Annotated in this window: 6 protein-coding genes; 5 read left to right on the top strand and 1 reads right to left on the bottom strand. The window is 45.8% G+C overall.

Annotated elements, in window-relative coordinates:
- The first annotated feature begins 102 nt into the window (after positions 1–102).
- Together L0951_RS01865 and L0951_RS01860 are read left to right on the top strand one after the other, a co-directional pair.
- Positions 103–4,941: a GEVED domain-containing protein gene (locus L0951_RS01865; RefSeq protein WP_234109127.1), complete on the top strand. Its 4,839-nt coding sequence runs from the start codon at positions 103–105 to the stop codon at positions 4,939–4,941.
- 1,789 nt (positions 4,942–6,730) lie between these two features.
- Complete coding sequence (locus L0951_RS01860) at positions 6,731–11,503, top strand: GEVED domain-containing protein (protein WP_234109126.1); 4,773 nt, start codon at positions 6,731–6,733, stop codon at positions 11,501–11,503.
- A 19-nt stretch (positions 11,504–11,522) separates the two neighbouring features.
- On the opposite strand, the gene L0951_RS01855 is transcribed toward L0951_RS01860, so the two are convergent.
- The gene (locus L0951_RS01855; RefSeq protein ID WP_234109122.1) at positions 11,523–11,723 is read right to left on the bottom strand and encodes a hypothetical protein; all 201 of its coding nucleotides are present in this window, start codon (positions 11,721–11,723) and stop codon (positions 11,523–11,525) included.
- A 1,272-nt stretch (positions 11,724–12,995) separates the two neighbouring features.
- Here L0951_RS01855 and L0951_RS01850 point away from each other — a divergent pair.
- From L0951_RS01850 to L0951_RS01840, 3 genes are all read left to right on the top strand, one after another.
- Complete coding sequence (locus L0951_RS01850) at positions 12,996–15,512, top strand: T9SS type A sorting domain-containing protein (RefSeq protein WP_234109121.1); 2,517 nt, start codon at positions 12,996–12,998, stop codon at positions 15,510–15,512.
- A 408-nt stretch (positions 15,513–15,920) separates the two neighbouring features.
- A complete protein-coding gene (locus tag L0951_RS01845; protein WP_234109119.1) occupies positions 15,921–16,115 on the top strand; it encodes a hypothetical protein in 195 nt (64 codons plus the stop codon).
- 50 nt (positions 16,116–16,165) lie between these two features.
- Positions 16,166–20,989 (top strand): T9SS type A sorting domain-containing protein, encoded by a 4,824-nt coding sequence (locus tag L0951_RS01840; protein WP_234109117.1) that lies wholly within the window; start codon positions 16,166–16,168, stop codon positions 20,987–20,989.
- Positions 20,990–21,090 lie beyond the last annotated feature (101 nt).

Below are 21,090 nucleotides of genomic sequence, written 5' to 3'. Positions count from 1 at the left end.
AAACTTTTAGCCTTTTTTGCTCCGTAAAAGTAGGCGGGAGAAGATATGCTTCTTTTTGACCGCACTGGCATTTGCATTTTTTAATGCCCCAAATTTTTTAGAATGATGAAAAAAAAAATAGTACACCCATTTCGCAGGAAAGAGGTCACCTTACCTTGGCGCTACCTCCTGCTGTTCCTGCTGCTCTTCGCTTTCTTTTCGCATGCACAGCTCAGAAGAAATAATCAGAATACCCCCGGCAAACCGTCCCTGGTACAGGCTGGAAAAGTAAATGAGGTCCCCGAAGCGGCGTCCATCCATGCCGGGTCTCAGGATGAGCGTTCACCACTGGAGGAGATGCGTGGGAAACCTGAGGAACTGTCCAAACGCGACGCTTTCGCAAAACATTTTAAAAATGCTGATGGAAGCTACACTGCGGTTATCGGTTCAGGTCCCATCCACTACAAAAAAGACGGAAGATGGGAAGATATTGATACCAAGGTGCAGAAAGATTCCTATGGCGGTTACGGCTATTCCAACAAAGCAAACCTGATGGAATCCTATTTCGGAGCCACTTCTTCTAAGGGGATCATGTCTAAAACCAAGGAAGGTGAAATCCGGGAATTTCTGAATACGAGAATGTATTGGGAAGTCAACGGCGCGGAAGTTCAACCGGTAACCTCGGCTGATGTGGCGGCGAGAATAGAGGGCGACAAGGTGTACTATGATCATTTGTTTGGAAAGATTTCTGCGGAGTTTACCGTAAAATCAGGACAAAGAAAACTGAATTATATTATTCCTGATAAGAACTCTTTGGGTGAAATTGTCCATAATGCTGAGTACCTGGTTTTTGCTGAGGAATTTGAAATATCTGAAAATTTCAAAATTGTTGAAGGATTGCAACAATATAACAAACTGAAAAAAGAATATGAAAAAATTTCTGGAATTTTTGTAGTTGACAGGAAAGGTCAGGTCATATACAGTTACAGTGCGCCTGCAATTATTGAAGGTTATAATCCAAATGTAATTGGTCTGCCAGCACGAATGAATCCAGAAATAAGTTTCAGTCAAGAAGGAAACTCCGTCACTTTCTATACGAAAGTGAAGGTTTCATGGTTAAACAGCGAAAGTAGAGTCTATCCTATAGCAATTGATCCTACTGTGTCGGCATATCCATTCAATACTAACTTTTCCTCAGGACAGACATACAGTACGGGTGGAGGCAGCGGGAATATGGCAGCTGGTTATTCTGGTGGTTGGTACAGAGGCTGGGCAACTTTTAATTTAACCTCGTTGCCTTCGTTATCAGGTGTCACCGATGCAAGAATTTCTTTGTACATAAATAGCAAAGGGGGGACCCACGGCAGTAATGGAACATCTAACATCAACATCGGCCATACTGCATTTGATCTTTCCCGATTAATTTGGGTCAATAATTATACAACTCTTTATAATGCAATTACCGCCAGTACTAACAGTACGGGTGCATACAATTATATTCCAAACGTAAATGCCGGCGCTTACACTACTGTGGATTTAAAGCCTGGATCAAATACTTTGGCTTTGGATGAAATTGAAAAGAAATCGGGAAATGATACAGCTTTCTTTGCTGTCAGTTTTAGTCCTTCCTGGGGTACAGGTACTACTCAGAGATATTATGTTATAGCAGGATATACAGAGGTGAATAAGCCCTATTTAACGATCACATATACAGCAGAAGACAAGTATAAGCATGCAGCATACCAATATGCGAACGCTGCAGCGATTGGTGATGTTGGTTATGTTCAAATTGGTAATGTTAATATAGGAAGCATTAATAATACTACTGCCATAACAAACTACGCGTCGAATGCTTCCGTTATTTTTCGGAATACTCCCACAGGTTACAATAAATATAACCTGAGCACAGATGTGACTCCGGGCAATTCCTATGCATTAAAAGTCACCTATCGAGATTTAGGTTCCCCGTACAATTCAGGAAAAATTGCTGCATGGGTTGATTGGAATGATGATGGCGACTTTGCAGATGCTGACGAGTTCATTGGCATATCTCCTAATGCGACTTCTGGAAATCAGATTCTAAATTTTACTGTTTCGGTGCCCAGTTCAACAAATTCTGGTCCAAAAAGATTAAGAATTCGCTCTGTATTATGGGATGATCAGTTAAATGACTCTGATTATGATAAGACTTTTGAATATGGAGAAACGGAAGATTATACGCTTAATGTGTTGGTTACATGCACCACAGTAGGTTGGGCCAATCTCCATAATCCCCAAAACGGCAATCTGTGTCTGGGGAGTCCGTTTACCGCCTATGGTCAGATTTATATTGCCGGTGTTACCGAAGCGGCTGGCGCGGGAGCAGGAATCGAGGCTCAGTTCGGTTACAGCACCTCCGACAGCAATCCTTCGGGAGCGGGGTGGACCTGGCAAAATGCTTCATTCAGCAGTCAGCAGGGAAATAATGATGAATTCAAATACGATTTTACGCCATCCGTGGCGGGAACTTATTATTATACTTTCCGCTACCGCAGTGGACCGACCTGTCCGTGGTCTTACGGTGGTTATCATTCCGGAGGCGGCGGATTCTGGGACGACACCGTTAACGTCAGCGGACTGCTTACGGTGGATGTGGCTGCTGTGGCAGGAACTGCTGCTTCCGCGGTAACCGGAAGCATTTGCAAGGGAAATTCTGTCACCCTTTCGCTGGAAGATTACACAGGAAATGTTCATTGGCAAAGCTCTTCAGACGGGGTCGCTTTTACGGATATTGCAGGAGCTGAGTCTGCCGGCTATACGACGGAGAACCTGCTGAGCAAAACATTTTTCCGCGCAAGAGTGAAGAGTGGTGCTTGTGAAGATCAGTATTCCAATGTACTCAGTTTTGATATTGATCTGCCCGCTTCATTTGCCAACCTCCAATGGCCAGGAAGCGCAAGCTCCTGCGCAAATATGCTTTACACGGTCTATGGCAGGGTATTTATTGGGGGAAAAACAGATCAGGCTGCGCAGTCATCGGGACTTTCTGCAGAGTTTGGCTGGAGCACCGTCAATTCCCATCCTGAATCCTGGGTGAACTGGCAGCCGGCACTGTACAACGGGAAAGTGGATGCTGGCGACGGGCAACTGCATAATGAAGAATATAAGTTTGACTTTATGCCTCCTTCCAGCGGAACTTATTACTACACCTTCCGCTATAAAAACGGCACATGCGATTATGTTTACGGGGGTTTCGCCAATGATTCAAATGTTAATCACGGTGGCATCTGGGATGGAATCCTTCACCGGAGCGGCGAATTAATTGTGGGACAAAATACCGTTTGGAACGGAAGCAGCTGGAGTATAGTGCCTGGTTCTGCTGATTATCTCTCAGCTGAAATACAGGGGAATTACTCCACTTCCGGAGCAGGTTTAAATGTGTGTGCTCTTTCGGTTACCAATCATTCGGTGCTGAACATCAAGGCAGGAAGTCCTGTGACGGTGCGGAACCAAATCAAGGTGGATCCGGGAAGCGATATCGTGGTGGAAAGCGATGCCAATCTGATCCAGATCAACGATGATCCGAATCCGGAAAACTCCGGCAGCATCACGGTAAAAAGAAACATCAATGTCTCTTCCGACCGGAAACAGTATAACTTTCTGATCTCGCCTGTGGTGGGAGCCAACCTGAAGACCAATATTTACCGGGACGGTTCCGGCAACCCGGTGAGTTCGCCGAGTGTGCAATACTATATAGAGAGTACTAACTATTTCGGTGAATCTTCCGGCGCATACATTGCGGGAAGGGGATTGGCGGTGAAAGAGCCGCTGACGGGCAATGGCCCTTTCTACGCGGTCTTTGCCGGACCTCCGGCCAATGGAGAGATTTCCATCAATGCGGTCAACTCCGCACCGGGAGTCACTACTCCGGGAACCACGATGCGCGGCCACAACCTGATCGGGAATCCGTATCCTTCAAACCTCGACCTTCTGACCTTCTATAACACGAACGGTGGTGAAGCCGGCAACCTGAACTCCACCTTCCGGTTCTGGGACAATTATAAAAATACGACCTACAGCCAGATGGGATCTAATTACAGCGGAAACTCCTATGCGAGCTATAATGTGAAGTCCGCCACCGGCACCGCGGCAACATCGGACGCGGGTGCTTCCGGGGCGAGCAAAAAGATTCCGGGAAGATATGTTAAAGTAGGACAGGGCTTTTTTGCCCGGATTGTCGGCGTGCCTTCCAAAACCCTGAAATTCTATAATAATTCGCGCTCCAAAGAATTTGAGGATGACGCATTCTTCGGCAGGGGAGGTTCGGCAATGGACCGGTACTGGCTGAAGATGGTTACTCCGGGGCAACTGGCGGTACAGATGGCGGTGGTGTATTTCGGGGGCGGCAGCAACGGGTTCGGTCCGGATGACTCCTTTTCCTCGGGCGGATCTGATGAGCTGTACAGTGTGACTGATGGACTGAAAATCGGCATCAACGGCAGGAGTCCATTTGCGGTGAGCGACAGGGTTCCGCTGGGAAGCAGGCATTACGAGTCCGGAAGCTACACAATAGCCATCGACCAGGCGGAGGGCATCTTCGCCAACGGCCAGAACATCTACCTGAAAGACAACCAGACCGGCACGGTGGCCAACCTGAGCGAGGGAAGCTACAACTTCTCGGCCGGTGCGGGCGAAACCACGGGAAGGTTTGAAATCATCTATGAACCTCAGACTATTCTGGCAACCGACGGAAAAGTGAAAGAAAACCTGCAGGTGTATAGGGACGGCACCGACTTTGTGGTGAAGGCATCGGACACAAAGATCACCATGATCGAGGTGTTTGACGGTGCGGGAAGGCTGATCCTGAACCTCCGTCCGAACAGTACCAAAGCTGTTATCGACGGAAACCCTCTGAGCAACGGCATGTACCTGCTGAAGATTCACCACGGCGAACAGGTCACCACCAGGAAAATCCTGAAGTGAGAAACCTGAAATCAACACCTATAAATTAGCCGGATGAATGTCCGGCTTTTTTTTGTGAACCGGTTCTTTAGAGGTCATGCGCTTCCGGGAGTTTTTAAATCCTCCTTCACCTGAAGCTGGAATGGGACCGTTCTTGTGATGATTGTTTTCTGGGTGTTCCGGAAAATCAGTATTCCTGTATCATCCGGCGGAAGGCGGTAAAACCTGGGTGTTACAGGGATACTATTTAGATTTCATCGGGTAAGAAGGGGTATTTAAAGGTGAAAATGCTGAGGTTTCAAAATAGGTGTTTTCACTGTTTTTTTCATTTTGGACAAAAATAAACAATGAAAACCGGGATATTTAATGTATTTTTGAAGCGAAAAGCACAAATGATGAAAAATTATTGCGATTCTTCATTGCAGTACACGAACTTTTCTCGCGTCAGAGAAATGGTTTGAAGACTTTAACAGAATTTTTGATGCCCGTTTTTGTTACTGTTTTTTCTAATCTCTTCAGGGCAGAAAAGGGGGTGCCTTAGGTCAAAAAGACCGCTGGTAATTCCCCGGGAGTTAATACAGCAGCCGCTTGGAAAATGTTCTTTGGAACGTTCCGGGTGGCTGCGTCTCCAAAATCAGGTCAATCCGCTGCTTATCATTGCGCCGAATTTTCTGCTGAAAACGAATTTTTTCTGTTCTTTCATTGTTCAGTTGACTGTTTGATCCGTATTTTCCAATACATGAAAGAGACCGGCGATATCTTTTTTTACACCCACGGACCACGAAATGAGGTTTGAACTCCTGAAGCCGGTTCACTGCTCACTTCCGTTCCACTTTGCCGTTTCGTTCCGTACCTTATTCCTCCCGGCTCCCTTCCTGTTCTGAACTTTTTCCGTACTCCGGTCCATCAGAGGATAACCGGCGGAAGAACATGCTGGTTATGGTTTGGCAATGCTGGAATACGCCATCCTGTTTCACCGGATCTTTTTTTAACTGCTGAATCCGGCGACAGGGATCGATTTGGAATTTGAATACTGTCATACGCCGTCCCTATAAACAGGACTGAAAGGGGCTCACCAAAGAGTCGAAATTTGCTCTGAACGGACCCTGCTTTCGGGCGGCTCATAACAGATTTTTACTTCAGCGGATCACCAGATGCGGGTGAAAATTTTTCCTGATGCTCATCAGATTTAGCCGGCTGGTAAACTGTAGGCTCCCGACCGCCTGTTTCATTTTTGACTCTGACTTCAAACATATGCAATCCGGAATAGTGAATTTTTAACCAATTCCAGGTTTCTCCCAATTATTCTTAAAAGTAAATGATGAGTCCAAATGGGGTACCGATAGATCACTGATCGGTCTGCACTGAATGACTTTTCTATTTTTCTGAGGCTGCCCCGGCCAATATTTCTCCGGGAAAAGCCGGGAGTCCTTTTGCGGCGTATCCTGATCAGATTTAATTTTGGGGTGATCAGCAGATTAGTATTGTGATGACTGAAGTCCGTTATGTTTATCGATTTTCTATCATAATTTCATGAATTGATGATTTTTGCATAATTTTTGCAGGGTCATGGTGCAGTCAAGGTAACCTTGATTGTTTTTTTTTGTTGCTGTTTTTGTTAAAATTTTATTAATTTATTGCTGGTTTCGTTAAGCTTTTTTGGATATTAAACTAATTATTCTATTTTTACCTATTGTTAATCATTATGTTAAGTTTGATTCCTGGTTTTGGCAGCTGTTTTTCAAATTATGAAATTTTCAAGAAAGGAGATTAATTTTTTAAAAAAGTACAATTACTAAAACTATAATACGTGGCAAAAAAATTTATCTGTTCAAAGTTTAGCGCTTTAGTTTTTTCGATTTTGCTTTTCTGCGCATGTGGATGGGGCTTTGGGCAAGCTCCAGTCACTGACAACACGTCTGGATCTGATAAAACCTTTACCGTACCGGCTGGTGTCACCCACATCAATATAGCCGCTTGGGGCGGAGGTGGAGGCGGAGGTGGAGCAAGTAACAACAGGACAGGTGGGAATGGCGGCGGCGGCGGTGGTGCCGCTTCCGGCCAGTATGCGGTTTCTGCCGGAAATACTTTCACCTACGATGTTGGATCCGGAGGTGCAGGAGGTGCTGCAAATGGTGGTAAAGGTGGTAATGGATCTTTGTCTTCAATAACTTCTTCTTTACCGGTCTTAAGCCTTATTGGAAATCCAGGTTTGGGTGGTTTAGGAAATAGGGGGACAATAGTAAGTGGAGTCAGTAGCACAGGTGGTTCTGCATCTGGCGGTACAACTAATGCTGCTGGATCTAATGGTTTAAGGGCCGGTAATAATGGTCCTTCTGGTGCAGGTGGAAATTCCGGTACAGGATTTTCGCAATTGGGTACGGGTGGTGTAGCGGTATCAAGTGAAAGCTCAGGCAATCCCGGCCTAGTGCCAGGTGGCGGTGGTAGCGGTGGTTATCGAAATAACAATAATAATATGCCAGGTGGTGCCGGTGCAAACGGTCGGGTCATGTTTGATTTTATTTCCGTTTCATCCGTAACTCCTTCATCCGTCTGTGTGGGTTCCACCATTACCATTACCGGCAATTACTTCTCTGCTTCGGGAACTCCAACCGTCACCATCAATGGTACTGCCTGTACTTCAGTAACGGTAGTCAATGCAACAACCATTACTGCCGTAGTTGCCGCAGGAACTACATCCGGAGTGGTGGAAATCAATAATAACTTAAGAAGGAATAATGGCCACAGCATTACGATAAATCCTGCGCCGTCGATTACTTTGCAACCGACCGCAGTTTCCATCTGTACGAACGCAACCGGGACCTTCAAAGTCACTGCTACGGGTGCCACCACGTACCAGTGGATGAGAAACGGGGTGAATTTATCCAATGATGCAACCTATAGCGGGGTAAATACGCCAACGCTCACGATCACATACCCTGCTGCCGCAATTGCCGGTAATTTTTCTGTGGCAGTGGGGAACGGAACCTGTTCCACTAGTTCTTCCTCGGCGGTTTTAACCGTAATCCCGGTTCCGGTGCCAGCGGTTTCGCCGGTGCCGGCTAACGGAGCATTTGGGGTTTGTTATGCGGGAACTGGTGCGGTTAACGCTATTTCCTGGGGTGCGGTAGCGGGTGCTACTTCCTACGACGTGTATTTCGGGGCAGGAAGTCTGCCCGCAACGGTGACCGCTACTAATGTGACTGCCAACAGTTACGCTACCGGAGCACTGCTTCCCAACACTACGTACTATTGGCGGGTGGTTGCCAAGAATGGCTGTGGAACAGCCGGTTCAGCCACCTTCACCTTTACCACTTCGGATATTCCGTGTGTCTGTACTGCGGATATTGGTACTGCTGATCCCTCAATAGCTTATATAAAAATGGTGAGTTTCCGCGGTGCCCTCAATCAGGCCGTAATCGATAATCCTTCTACATATTCTACTGTAACTCCCGGTTATCAGGATTTTTCCAACCTGACACCACGCCCGGTGCAGGCACAGGGAAATGGTTTGAATGTTTTTATTGATACCTATAATAGTAATAGTGATAAAAAAGCTTCCTTTGTAAAAGTATGGGTGGACTGGAACAGAAACGGGGATTTCACGGATACCGGTGAAAATATTTTTAATGTAACCACGGGATTTGTTTCCACCACCATCGGTATTGCGATTCCCCCAACTACTCCCCCGGGCAATTACCGGATGAGGATCAGGATCAAAGATGCAGATGCGACTATTAATCCTTGTAAAACCATCAATAATTTTGGGGAAACTGAGGATTATATTTTCACCGTGATTGCCAATTGCTCTGCCATTGTCACCTCCACCACGGATGGTTCACGATGCGGAACCGGACCGGTGACGGTAAGTGCAGTGGCCGTCGGAAGTCCCACTGAGTTCAGGTGGTATGCCGCACCAATCGGGGGCAGTCCCATTGGCACCACCGCTACCGGAACCTGGAGCACTCCTTCCATAACTTCCACCACTACTTATTATGTAGCCGCATTCAATGGCTGCGAATCATTGGTGAGGATCCCGGTGAAAGCCATCATCAAACAGACGCCGGATATTACTTTTACGCCGGGGTCTGCAGTGGCATGCGGTGATTCCTCCATCATCGCCATCAGTGCCGCAGGAGATAAGGAAGTGGACTATTTTATCGACGAAAAATTTGAAGGCGGCGGACTGGGCGTGTTTACCAATCAAAATATTTTGAGTACTGCTAATAATGCCTTTACCATGTGGCAGAACAGGACCAGTGTGTTTGTTCCTGGCGGGTCAGTATGGTTTCCTGCGATTGCATCCGGGGTTGCAGGCAGTAAATTTGTGATGGCTACTTCAGATTTGAAGGACGTAAATGTGGAAAATGCCCTGGTTTCGCCCGTGATCAATACGACCAACTACAGTAACCTGACCTTCAGATTCAGGGTGTATTTTTCCAAATATAGAAATACTCTTGACGACGATTTTGTGAGCATAGAAGCTTCTACCGACGGGGGCGCCAGCTATACTGAAATAAAAAGAATATATGAAAGTATTGGGCAGGGGAATGATTTTGCTACGGTCACCATTCCTCCGGCAGAACTGGCGGCTTATGAAAATAAACCTTCAGTAAGGATCCGGATCAGATACAAATGTAATTGGGGGGATGGAGTCGCTGTGGACGATGTGGAGTTTTTTGGCGAAAGACCGCTTCAGCCTTCCTTTGTCTGGACGGGTACGCCGGTGGATATCTACTCTGATGCGGCAGCTACCATCCCCTATGCCAACCAGCCGATCTCCAGAATCTACATCAAGCCAAGTCTGGCACAGCTGGAAGCCAATAAGTCTTTTGTGCTGTCCGCAACCGCCACTTTGGTCAACGGATGTTCGGCGGTAGGAAATATTACGGTCAACAACAATAACAACATCTCCAGTGTTGCCTCTGCAGACTGGGCTACGGCTACCGCATGGCTGCCAGGCAAAACGCTGCCGGACATCACCAAATGCGTGATCGTGAAAACACCGGTAACCATTAAAGGGAATGCTCATTTTGAGGCATTTAATGTGCTTGTCCTGCCCAGCGGTATCTTAAATATCAATGACGATCCCACCAAAACCGCATCACTGAGAATACAGGAGGAGTTGACCAACAGGGGACCGGCCACTGCAGTAAATGTGAACAGCGGAGGAAACTTAATCCAGATCAATGATAACGCAGCGAACTCCGGCAGCATCACGGTGAAAAGAAACATCAATGTCTCTTCCGGCCGGAAGCAGTACAATTTTCTGATCTCGCCTGTGGTGGGAGCCAACCTGAAGACCACTATTTACCGGGACGGCTCCGGCAACCCGGTGAGTTCGCCGAGCGTGCAATACTATATAGAGAGTACTAACTATTTCGGGGAATCTTCCGGCGCATACATTGCGGGAAGAGGATTGGCAGTGAAAGAGCCGCTTACGGGCAATGGTCCTTTCTACGCGGTCTTTGAAGGGCCTCCGGTGAATGGGCAGGTTTCCATCAATGCGGTCAACTCTGCACCGGGAGTCACCACTCCGGGAACCACGATGCGCGGACACAACCTGATCGGAAACCCTTATCCCTCGAATCTCGATCTTAAGGCCTTCTACACCGGCAATGCCGCTGATGGCCATTTGAGCTCCACCTTCCGTTTCTGGGACAACATCGGAAACACCACCTATGCCCAAATGGGATCGAATTATTCAGGTAATGCCTACGCGACCTATAATGCAGTCAACGCTACAGGGACAGCAGCTGCAACTTCTGATACTGCCCCAAGTGGAAAAATTCCGGGACAATATGTTTCCGTGGGACAGTCATTTGTAGCAACAATAATCAATACTTCTTCTAAAACACTGACTTTCAAAAATAATCTGCGTGTGAAAGAATTTGAAAATAACCCGTTCTTCGGCAGGGGAGGTTCGGCAATGGATCGGTACTGGCTGAAGATGGTTACTCCGGGGCAGCTGGCGGTACAGATGGCGGTGGTGTATTTCGCGGGCGGCAGCAACGGGTTCGGTCCGGATGACTCCTTTTCCTCGGGCGGATCTGATGAGCTGTACAGTGTGACTGATGGCCTGAAAATCGGCATCAACGGCAGGAGTCCATTTGCGGTGAGCGACAGGGTTCCGCTGGGAAGCAGGCATTACGAGTCCGGAAGCTACACGATTGCCATCGACCAGGCGGAAGGCATATTCGCCAACGGCCAGAACATTTACCTGAAAGACAACCAGACCGGCACGGTGGTCAACCTGAGCGAGGGCAGCTATACCTTCTCGGCCGGTGCGGGCGAAACCACGGGAAGGTTTGAGATCATCTATGAACCTCAGACTATTCTGGCAACCGATGGAAAAGTGAAAGAAAGCCTGCAGGTATATAGGGACGGTACCGACTTTGTGGTGAAATCCCAAAGTCAGGAAATCACAGGTCTGGAGGTATATGACAGTGCCGGAAGAATGATTCTGAAAACAGCACCAAATTCTATGAAAGCCACCATCGATTCATCGGTCATGGTAAACGGGGTTTATGTGCTGAAGATTGACCGGCACGGACAAGTCACAACCAAAAAAGTGATCAAATAGATCATTAAAATCCTATTCTTTAAAGACCCGGGAAATTTTTCCCCGGGTCTTTTTTCTTTTGTCGATGGACTTCAGTCTGCGTAGAAAGGGGATGGAGCATTCTGGTCAGTTTCTTCTGTTCCACATGGTGATTTGCTGTGGCGTCCCAAGTTTTTCCGGTGATTGGAGATTTTGATTTGTTGTTGATCAGTGGGTAGGTTAATGTGCCATTCAAAGTCATGAGCTTTTGGGAAATTCATATTGTTCTATACAGGAAAGTCCTTTAAATCAGACCCGATTAATTTTATAGAGGGAAGAAACTATGGCGTCTTAAAAAGTGTTTAAGTTGAAAAGGTACAATATATGCGTTCTTGCTGTTCACAGAGTTCACCGGAAAATTGTCCACTTGAGCACCAGAAAACATTCCGTATTGTCAATCCTGGAAAATAGGGATAAAATCAAGATATTAATGATGAACCCCGGAACCGGATCACAAATAAGCACCGCTTTTTCAGTGTGTTAACCGCTTTTAGAACACGGACGTATCGGCGGATGAATCGCCATAATCCGTAAATGTCAGTGGGAAGAAAAAGGTTCAAGACATTGGGGTTTCAAGGCTGGCTCCTCCCACCCCTAAGAATAGCCCCTTGCAGTTTATGCCGACTTTACCCGCCGGTTATTCGGTAAACCCCTATGAGACATTGCCCGCTTCAGGTACTTACGATCCCGCCAATACTTTGCGAAAACCCCGCAAAACGGGGCTGCGAAAATGATCATGGGCACCAAATGTCTTTGGAACAACCAAATTTCTAAAGTTTTCACCGCCAGTTGAAACAGGCTTCAAAGCCGGTTTGCATGTGCACAACCTGTTGTGCATTTAGCGATAATTCATAACGCTTTGATTTTTTTTAACCTTTGTATATCATCAACCGGCGAAAGCGCCTTAGTTGATTTCAAAAACACGGGGGATTAGTCTGTCCTTGCGTGGAAAAAAACGCAGGGACAAACAATTTATATAAATTTTATGATACTTAAAAGCACCTGTTGCAGACCAGACAAGGGCGCTTCCGCTTATTGTTTCCAGACAGAGTTCTCAATGCACAGCATGCAGAAGTTGATATTTTTCTCTAAGTTTTGTAGGAAGCATAAATTTTTTTTTGTTTTTGGAAAGGGTGTTTTCACCCTTTTTAATGAATCGGCTTAAATAATTAATGAAAGGTGCAGAATATTAGCGTAAATTTGTATTGATACAAATGAAATAAGATTATTTTTAAGTTTAAATAAAATAGCTTATGAAGAAAAAAATACATCAACAACATCAGAAGTTTGCCGGATCTACGGTGGTGAAGTTGAACCTTCCATTTTCCTAAACCAAGTTCAGTGCATTAATTTTAGGTTTCACAGTCCCTGCTGAAAAAGGGATTTGAAACAGCGGTGATCTGCCTTATCGTTTCGGTGGGGATTTTTCACCAATAAATACCTGTCCATTATAATTATCTAAAAACACAAAATAATGAAAACAATTCTGCTTTTTATTTCGTTCTTAATCGGGATCAACTGTTTCGCTGCAGTTCCCGCTTATACCATTGCCAAATTTACTTCCAGCGGTTCCGGCAATTGGGAAAATCCTGCAAGCTGGATGGTGAGTTACGATGCGGGTGTACCGCAGGTTTCCACTGAAATTCCGGGTGCATCCGGTCACACTGGTGTTTCCGTGGAAATACAGTGTGGACATACGGTTGAGATTAAGTCTGCCCTAAATAAAGGAACTAAGTATTTTACCATTGAAAATTTAACGGTGCAAGGGGTTTTGAGTCTGACGAATCAGGGGAACCTGCCCACTACGGAATTTAGATCTGCCGGTAATTTTTTACTGTTGATTGATGGTGGAGCATTGTTTATTGCAGATAAATTGACCTTAAAGCTGCCCACCAATACCATTATTTCAATTACTGAGAGTGCGGGCGGCAGTTCATGCCGGGGATCCTATAATCTGGGATTCAACGGAAACTGCCAGGGAAACGGAAATACCACCTTATTAATAGGTGATATTGTGTACAAATGTAGAGATTTTCCGGTCATTAACGCTAATGGGGGTACTGCCATCGGTGCATTGGCAGGCGCAGTTCCATCCATCGTGTGCTATTATGACAGTGAAACGATCCCTGAAATTGTAGTGAGCTATATGAATTACACGGGTGGCTTCGCCAATGTGAAATATAATTTACAGTTAACGAGCAAGCCTCCTTTAAGTACTGTAGCTTTGAGTACCGGCGATGTGAAGTTTTCTTCCCTGCAACGAACGATTTCTTTAAATCAGATTTTGGATAAACCGGGTGACTATGTTTTCACCCTGAAAGTGACTTTGATCAATGATCCGACAAAAACCAATACGGGCTATGTTACCATCAAAAAAGGAGACGAAAGTATATTTTCTGCCGGTTCCTGGGATGTCAATAAAGGAGTACCCAGCTTATTCAACGGACTCTCTGCGGTGATCAATGATAACTACAATACCGGTGTTTTCGGTTCGATTGATGCGTGTGCCTGCACGGTGACTTCGGGAAAAACCCTTACCGTGGCTCCGGGTACTTATGTGAAATTGCTTGGCAGAATAGATAATAGCCATGGCGGAACGGTGGTGGTAAAAGACAGTGCGAACCTTATTCAGGTTTATGACAAGGTACTCAATATCGGAAACATAAAAGTAGAGAAGGGGTTTATTTTTTCCGCCGGAAGACAGCAGTATAATTTGGTTTCCTCACCGGTGATCGGGGGTAATCTGAAAAGCATTTATCCCGGAAACCCCATCGCGGCTTATTTCAATGAAGCCACGGATTTTTTCTATAATTCAACAGGGGTAAATATTCAGGGAAGAGGATTGGCGCTAAAAGAACCTTCTGCTTCTGCAGTGCCTGCCGGAACAGTAGCTGCTTCATTTGTGGGGGTGCCTTTTAACGGGACTTTAAATTTTCCTATATCGTACAGCAATGCCCAGCGCGGTTATAATTTAATAGGTAATCCATACCCTTCCAACATAGATCTGCTGGCCTTCTACAAGACCAATGTCGATTTGATCAGTTCCACCTTCAGTTTTTGGGACAACAGGGGAAATACCCTTTTCGAACAACAAGGTTCCCAATACAACGGCGAACACTATGCCCTTTTCAATGCAAGCAACGGGACTTCCACAGCAGCACATACACCGGGATATCCTTCAAGACCGCCATCACGATTTGTAAGACCCGCGCAGGGATTTATGATAAAAGCTTTGAGCACGGGCACCGTGATATTCCGTAATGAATCCATGCGGGTGGATAATCCTGCCACTCCTCAATACTTCGGAAAAGGCGGAAAAATTGTAAATGGCGCCATGGATCGCTATTGGCTTGGATTAACGACTCCTTCGGGCGTGCAATATTCGGCGGCGGTGGTTTATTATCAGGGTGGTTCACTGCAGGTGGGTCAGGACGATTCCAAAGCGGTTGACAGTTCAGAGAATGTTTATACCATGGCCGGAGCAGAAAAAATCGCCATTCATGGCCGTCCGTTATTTGACAGTAAGGATGTTCTTCCATTGGGGTACAGTGCGTCTGCTGCCGGAAACTACACCTTATCACTTCAGGATTCAGAAGGGGTTTTTGCCAACGGGCAAAACATCTATCTCATCGATAAGCAAACCGGAATTCAGACCGACCTTTCTCAGGGCAGCTATGCGTTTTCAAGCAGGCCGGGAGAATTTACCAACCGTTTCGAGTTGGTATATGTGCCAAAAATAATATTGGCGACCCATGCCGTACAGCAGAGTGATGTGATGGTTTACCGCGAAGGAAATGATTTTGTGGTGCAGACTCCGGCGCAAAAAATGACCGAGCTGCAAGTATATGATGGGGTGGGAAGAATGGTCTTCAGGATCCTGCCCAACAGTATCAAGGCTACTATCGATGCCTCATCATTAACCAATGGGGTTTATTTCTTAAAGATTGTGCAGGAAGGAGGCGCGATGACCATGAGGAAAGTGCTGAAATAAACTGAAATTTCAATCAAATGAACAGAGGCTGTCCGGAAAAAGGGCAGCCTTTTTTTGGGAAGATCAAGGAGGAAAGAGAAAAATATCGGGCAAAAAGGCGCATTTTTTGAGCCTATTTTCGATTGATTTAACATATTACTGACATTTTTGTGATTTTATTTTGGGAAGCAGAGATATACAACTTTTTATCTGTAAAAAAATATGGTAAAAGATAATGTAACGTATTTGATTTATTTTAATTAAATATATATTAATAGAGGAATATTTTTTGATTTGATTAAAAAAAGGTGTAATCACCTTTTTTCTGCTTCTGTACAAAAAAAGTTTGCATCGTGTTTGTCAGCGGGTTATATTTGCAGCAAAAAAAAATACCGAAACACAAAATGAAAAAAATTTACGCTTACCAAAGTGGCGGGTATTCTGCTGTATTTGCACGGCATGCTGTCTGCACTGGCTCCTTTCCCTTTTTTCTTATCACCAGTTTACGGTATGCAGTTCACTAAACTGCATTATGACTGTCATGTGGTTTACAGACTGCACCGACTTTTAACGCCGAAATTATTAAAAATGCTTTCCTTAACAGATGATACGGAAGGTGTTTAGTGGTATGGGTCACTTCAAAACCTACATTCCTTCTTTTGAAAAACACAAATATGAAAAATTTTCACACTGGATTAGAAAAGTACTGCCTTGTGCTGTTTGTCTTGATTTCTTCTTTTGCTATCGGGCAAACCAATACTTGGAAAGGAGGTTCCGGAAACGGAACCCAAAAAAATGATTGGAATAGACCGGCAAACTGGAGTTTGAATAAGCTTCCCACTGCAACAACAGACGTTGTAATACCGGGGGGTGTTGCCAATATGCCAAGTATTGCCGCCAACACAAGTGCAGTTGCAAATAACCTAACCATCAATGCGGGTGCAACTTTAACCACTGCTGATAGCAGTACCAGCTTATTGAATATAAAAGGAAATTTTACAAATAACGGTACGCTGAACGCAGGTGCTGCGTCTTTAGTGACCTTCGATGGAAATATTGCTTCTTTGATTGGAGGTTCTTCGAAGAGTAGTTTTGGTAACCTTGCCATTAACAAAACAGCATCATCGGTAACCAGCAGTGCTAAAACTTTTGCAGTAAATGGTAACCTTACCGTTACTCAAGGGAATTTAATTTTAGCAGCAACGGATACGGATTACACCGTCGGAAAAAACCTTACCGTGGCTGCTGCGGGGACGCTGACTCATAACGTTGCATGGAATGCTTACTCAAAATTATTGCTGGTGAGTGGAAATGTGGATATTTCCGGCGCTTATTCTTACAGCGGAGCCTATACCGGTGCGGAAGGTCCACGTGCCCATTTACAGATGAATGGACCCGGCACGACGATCAGAACAGGAAGCACGGCATTAAGTATCTTAACAATTGCCAATGCCAGCGGTATTATATCAGCAAACGGTACCTTAACGGTAAACGATAACTTTTGGGCACCCTATAATCAGGCCGGAACATTCCAGACAGCAGGCAACACGGTAAATGCAAAGGGTGCAGTGCTCGCTGCCGGAGGAACTTTGGATATTAACGGCGGAACCTTAAATGTAACGAATGGTTTGTATGTGGGTTACGGCGCGGTTAACGGAACAGCAAAGCTAAGTGCAGGGACATTAAATACTGATTTTATAAATGTCGGGGTCGCTGGTCAAGCAGGAATCAATACTTTTAATCATTCCGGAGGAACGGCAAACATTGGCAATCTTAATATAGACGGAACGGCAACAAATACGTACCTCTGTACGGGTTCGCCTACTATCAATATTTCGGGGACGTGGACGAACAATAAGACTTTTACGGCTGCAAACAGTACCGTTAATTTTACCGGTACTGCTGCTCAAGCACTTAATGGAACTCTGTCAGGAACGACAGGGAGATTTTACAATCTAACTTTTGATGGTGGGGGAGCTACGTTAAGTTCACCGATTGAGATTTCGAATAAACTTTCCATGACTAATGGGATCTTAAATACGGGAACCAATGTTGTGAGTCTTACAAATACCTCAAACACTGCCGCCAACGCGGGAAATGTGACTTCATTTGTTAGCGGTCCGGTTAAGTGGTCAATGTCTGGTACAGCTAATACGTCCTACGTTTTTCCGGTGGGAAAAGGAACTACTTATTTGCCTTTTGTTTTGGCGAATGTGTCAGCACCAACAGGAACTACTCCATCCGCGCAAGCAGAAGCATTCGACACTAACTGCGGAGGGACTGCAGATCTTTCAACTACCGGAACACTAAGCACAACAGAATATTGGTCCCTTGTTACGACAGGAACTTTCACCAACAGCTCTGTTTCTTTATCCCGACCAACAAACATAGCACCATTTGATGTTATTGGAGGCAGTGGGGCTAAAGCAGGTGCTTATACTTCTTTGCTTGGAACAGTGGGGTCGAATGGAATAACAAACTCATCAAGTATTGGAGCTAACCGCTTTTTTGTTTTTGCCGGAAAGAAACAGAAAATTGTAACCGGAACCGTGGTGTCGCCCAATTGCGCTGGCTCATCGGTTTCAGTGCCTTTCACAATTGAAGGAATTTTCAACTCTGGAAATGTTTTTACCGCACAATTATCTAATTCCACAGGAAGCTTTGCTTCGCCAACAAATATAGGTTCGTTAACTCAGACAACCGCAGGAACAATTTCAGCCACTATTCCGGCCGGAACTCCTGCAGGAAGCGGTTACCGGATCCGCGTAGTGAGCAGTAATCCTAATGTTGTGGGAACTGATAACGGTGCAAATATAACCCTATCTGATAAGCCAGCAATTGCAGTAATCGCAGCGCCAGCAGCAATATGCGCCGGAGGATCCCTGAATCCGGCCACGCCTACAGTTACCGCAAACGGTTCAGCAGTTACTGCTCAAGGCTGGCAACTGGAAACCGGAGTTGGCAGCGGGGTATTCGCCGATCTGACCGTTCCTTATGCTGTTACATTTGCAGACAATGGTAAAAAGCTTCAATATCATGCGACGAACGGTTGCGGGACTACCACGAGCAACCTGATAACACTGACCGTGAATGACAAGCCAACAGTTTCTGCAATCGCAGTGCCAACAGCATTATGTGCCGGAGGATCCCTGAATCCGGCCACGCCTACAGTTACCGCAAACGGTTCAGCAGTTACTGCTCAAGGCTGGCAACTGGAAACCGGAGTTGGCAGCGGGGTATTTGCCAACCTGACCGTTCCTTATGCTGTTACATTTGCAGACCATGGTAAAAAGCTTCAATATCATGCGACGAACGGTTGCGGGACTACCACGAGCAATCAGGTTACACTGACCGTGAATGACAAGCCAACAGTTTCTGCAATCGCAGCACCAACCGCTTTATGTGCCGGAGGATCCCTGAATCCGGCCACGCCTGCAGTTACGGCAAACGGTTCAGCAGTTACTGCTCAAGGCTGGCAACTGGAAACCGGAGTTGGCAGCGGGGTATTCGCCAATCTGACCGTTCCTTATGCTGTTACATTTGCAGACCATGGTAAAAAGCTTCAATATTATGTGACGAACGGTTGCGGGACTACCATCAGTAATTCAGTTACTGTTACGGTCAGCGCTTTACCCACCGCTTCCGTGACAGGCAATAACCAAATCTGCAAAAATGCCGATGCGGTATTTATACTGACAGGAACAGCAGGCGCAACGGTCACTTACAATATCAATGGCATCAATCAAACTACGGTGGTATTGGACAGTAGCGGCAAAGCAACGGTAACAGTTTTGTCGGCTGCCGTAAATCAAACACTGAATATTGTATCCGTCTCCAACGGAACCTGTACTAATTCAGCGGGCTCCTCGGCAACGGTAGCGGTAGGGGAGGATTCTGTATATACCGGAACTGTTCCCACCGGTTCGTGGACTAAAGGTCGTCCCGACGGAAACGGTCTAAATGCAGTGATTGCAGGAAATTACAACACGTCTGACGGGAATATCAAAGCATGCAGCTGTACTGTGCTGAGTGGCGGTTCCCTGACAGTAAGTGCCAATCATTTTCTGGAAGTCGAAAATGGCGTTACGAATAACGGTGACCTTACCATAGAGTCTGACGGTAACCTGATCCAGGTGAATGACAATGCGGTAAACCAAGGGAATGTAATAGTGAAAAGGGCGTTTACTTTTTCGCCGGAAAGAAAGCAGTACAATTACGTTTCCTCACCGGTTGCCGGAGGTAATCTCAAAACTATTTATGCGGGATCACCAGAAGCTGTTTACCACTCGGAAGCGACCAATATGTTTTATGCCTCAAGCGGAGCCAATATCCAGGGTCGTGCGCTTGCGCTGAAAGAACCTTCTACCGCAGCGGTGTCTGGTCCGACGGTGACTGCCAGTTTTGTAGGTGTTCCGTTTAACGGAATTCTCAAGTATCCGCTTGCGTACACTACCGCCAATCCTACCGTAAATCATGGTTACAATTTGGTCGGGAATCCCTATCCCTCGGATCTTGATATTGATGCGCTTTATGACGACAATAACTCCAAAATAGACCCTACTTATTCTTTCTGGGACAATAGGGGGAATACCATATTTGTCCAACAGGGATCAGCTTATCTTGGAGTCAGTTATGCGAGATATAATGCGGTGAGCGGTACAGGAGTGGGTGCCGCAACATCAAATGGCTATATTCCGGTACGTGTTCCTAATCAGTTCGTAAAAGTGGGTTCCGGATTTATGATCCGTGCAAAAAGTACGGCCAACGGGGCGACTTTGGATTTCAAAAATGCCTACCGTTCGGATAACAATTCAGGTCCCGGATTTTTTGGAAAGAGCAGCACCAAAGACCGTTACTGGCTTAAACTCAATACGCCTGGCGGAATTCAACTCATGACGGCAGTAGTGTATTTTCCAACCGGTAATAATGATTTTTCGCTGGATGACAGTGTAACATCCAACAGTTCCGATGATATTTACACCTTCGCAGTCCAAACCGCGGTGGCTATTAACGGGCGGGCGCCGTTTTCGCAGTCAGACCGTGTGATGGTAGGAGTGAATAGCTTTACATCCGGAAATTATACCATTTCACTGGGTGATCAGGAAGGAGTTTTTGCAAGCGGTCAAAATGTTTACCTGAAAGACCACCTCACCGGCATCGTCACCAATCTGAGTGAGGGCAGCTATACCTTTTCCATCACTGCAGGTCAGAGTACGGGCAGATTTGAGTTGATGTATGAACCGGGAGCGGTCTTGGCAACTGAAGGCGCTGTCAAAGATGAACTGATGGTGTACAAAGATGGGCAGGACTTTGTGGTGGCAGCAAAAGCCAATAAGATCACCGGTCTGGAAGTGTATGACCTTCTGGGAAGGATGATTTATAAGGATGCCCCTCAGAAAACCAAGGCAATCATTGATTCCTCAGTGATGACCACAGGAGTCTATATTTTTAGAATTGATCAGGGTGGAAAAATCACCACCAGGAAGGTAATCAAGTAAAATTACACAATCAAAGGGCGTCTCCATGATTTTTGCCGGAATAGGAAAGGCAAAGATTTTGGGGGCGCTTTTTCTTTAACATTTTATGGTGAATCTGGAGC

Origin of the sequence: Chryseobacterium sp. R2A-55, from assembly GCF_021401085.1 — a bacterium.
Taxonomy (GTDB): domain Bacteria; phylum Bacteroidota; class Bacteroidia; order Flavobacteriales; family Weeksellaceae; genus Kaistella.
The sequence above is the reverse complement of the archived record's forward strand: the minus strand, read 5'-3'. Positions and strand labels throughout refer to the sequence as shown.

Bases quoted from the DNA above. Each gene is read 5' to 3' on its own strand.
- L0951_RS01865 (WP_234109127.1), top strand. From the start codon at position 103: ATGATGAAAAAAAAAATAGTACACCCATTTCGCAGGAAAGAGGTCACC.
- L0951_RS01855 (WP_234109122.1), bottom strand. From the start codon at position 11,723: ATGACTTTGAATGGCACATTAACCTACCCACTGATCAACAACAAATCA.
- L0951_RS01850 (WP_234109121.1), top strand. From the start codon at position 12,996: ATGAAAACAATTCTGCTTTTTATTTCGTTCTTAATCGGGATCAACTGT.
- L0951_RS01840 (WP_234109117.1), top strand. From the start codon at position 16,166: ATGAAAAATTTTCACACTGGATTAGAAAAGTACTGCCTTGTGCTGTTT.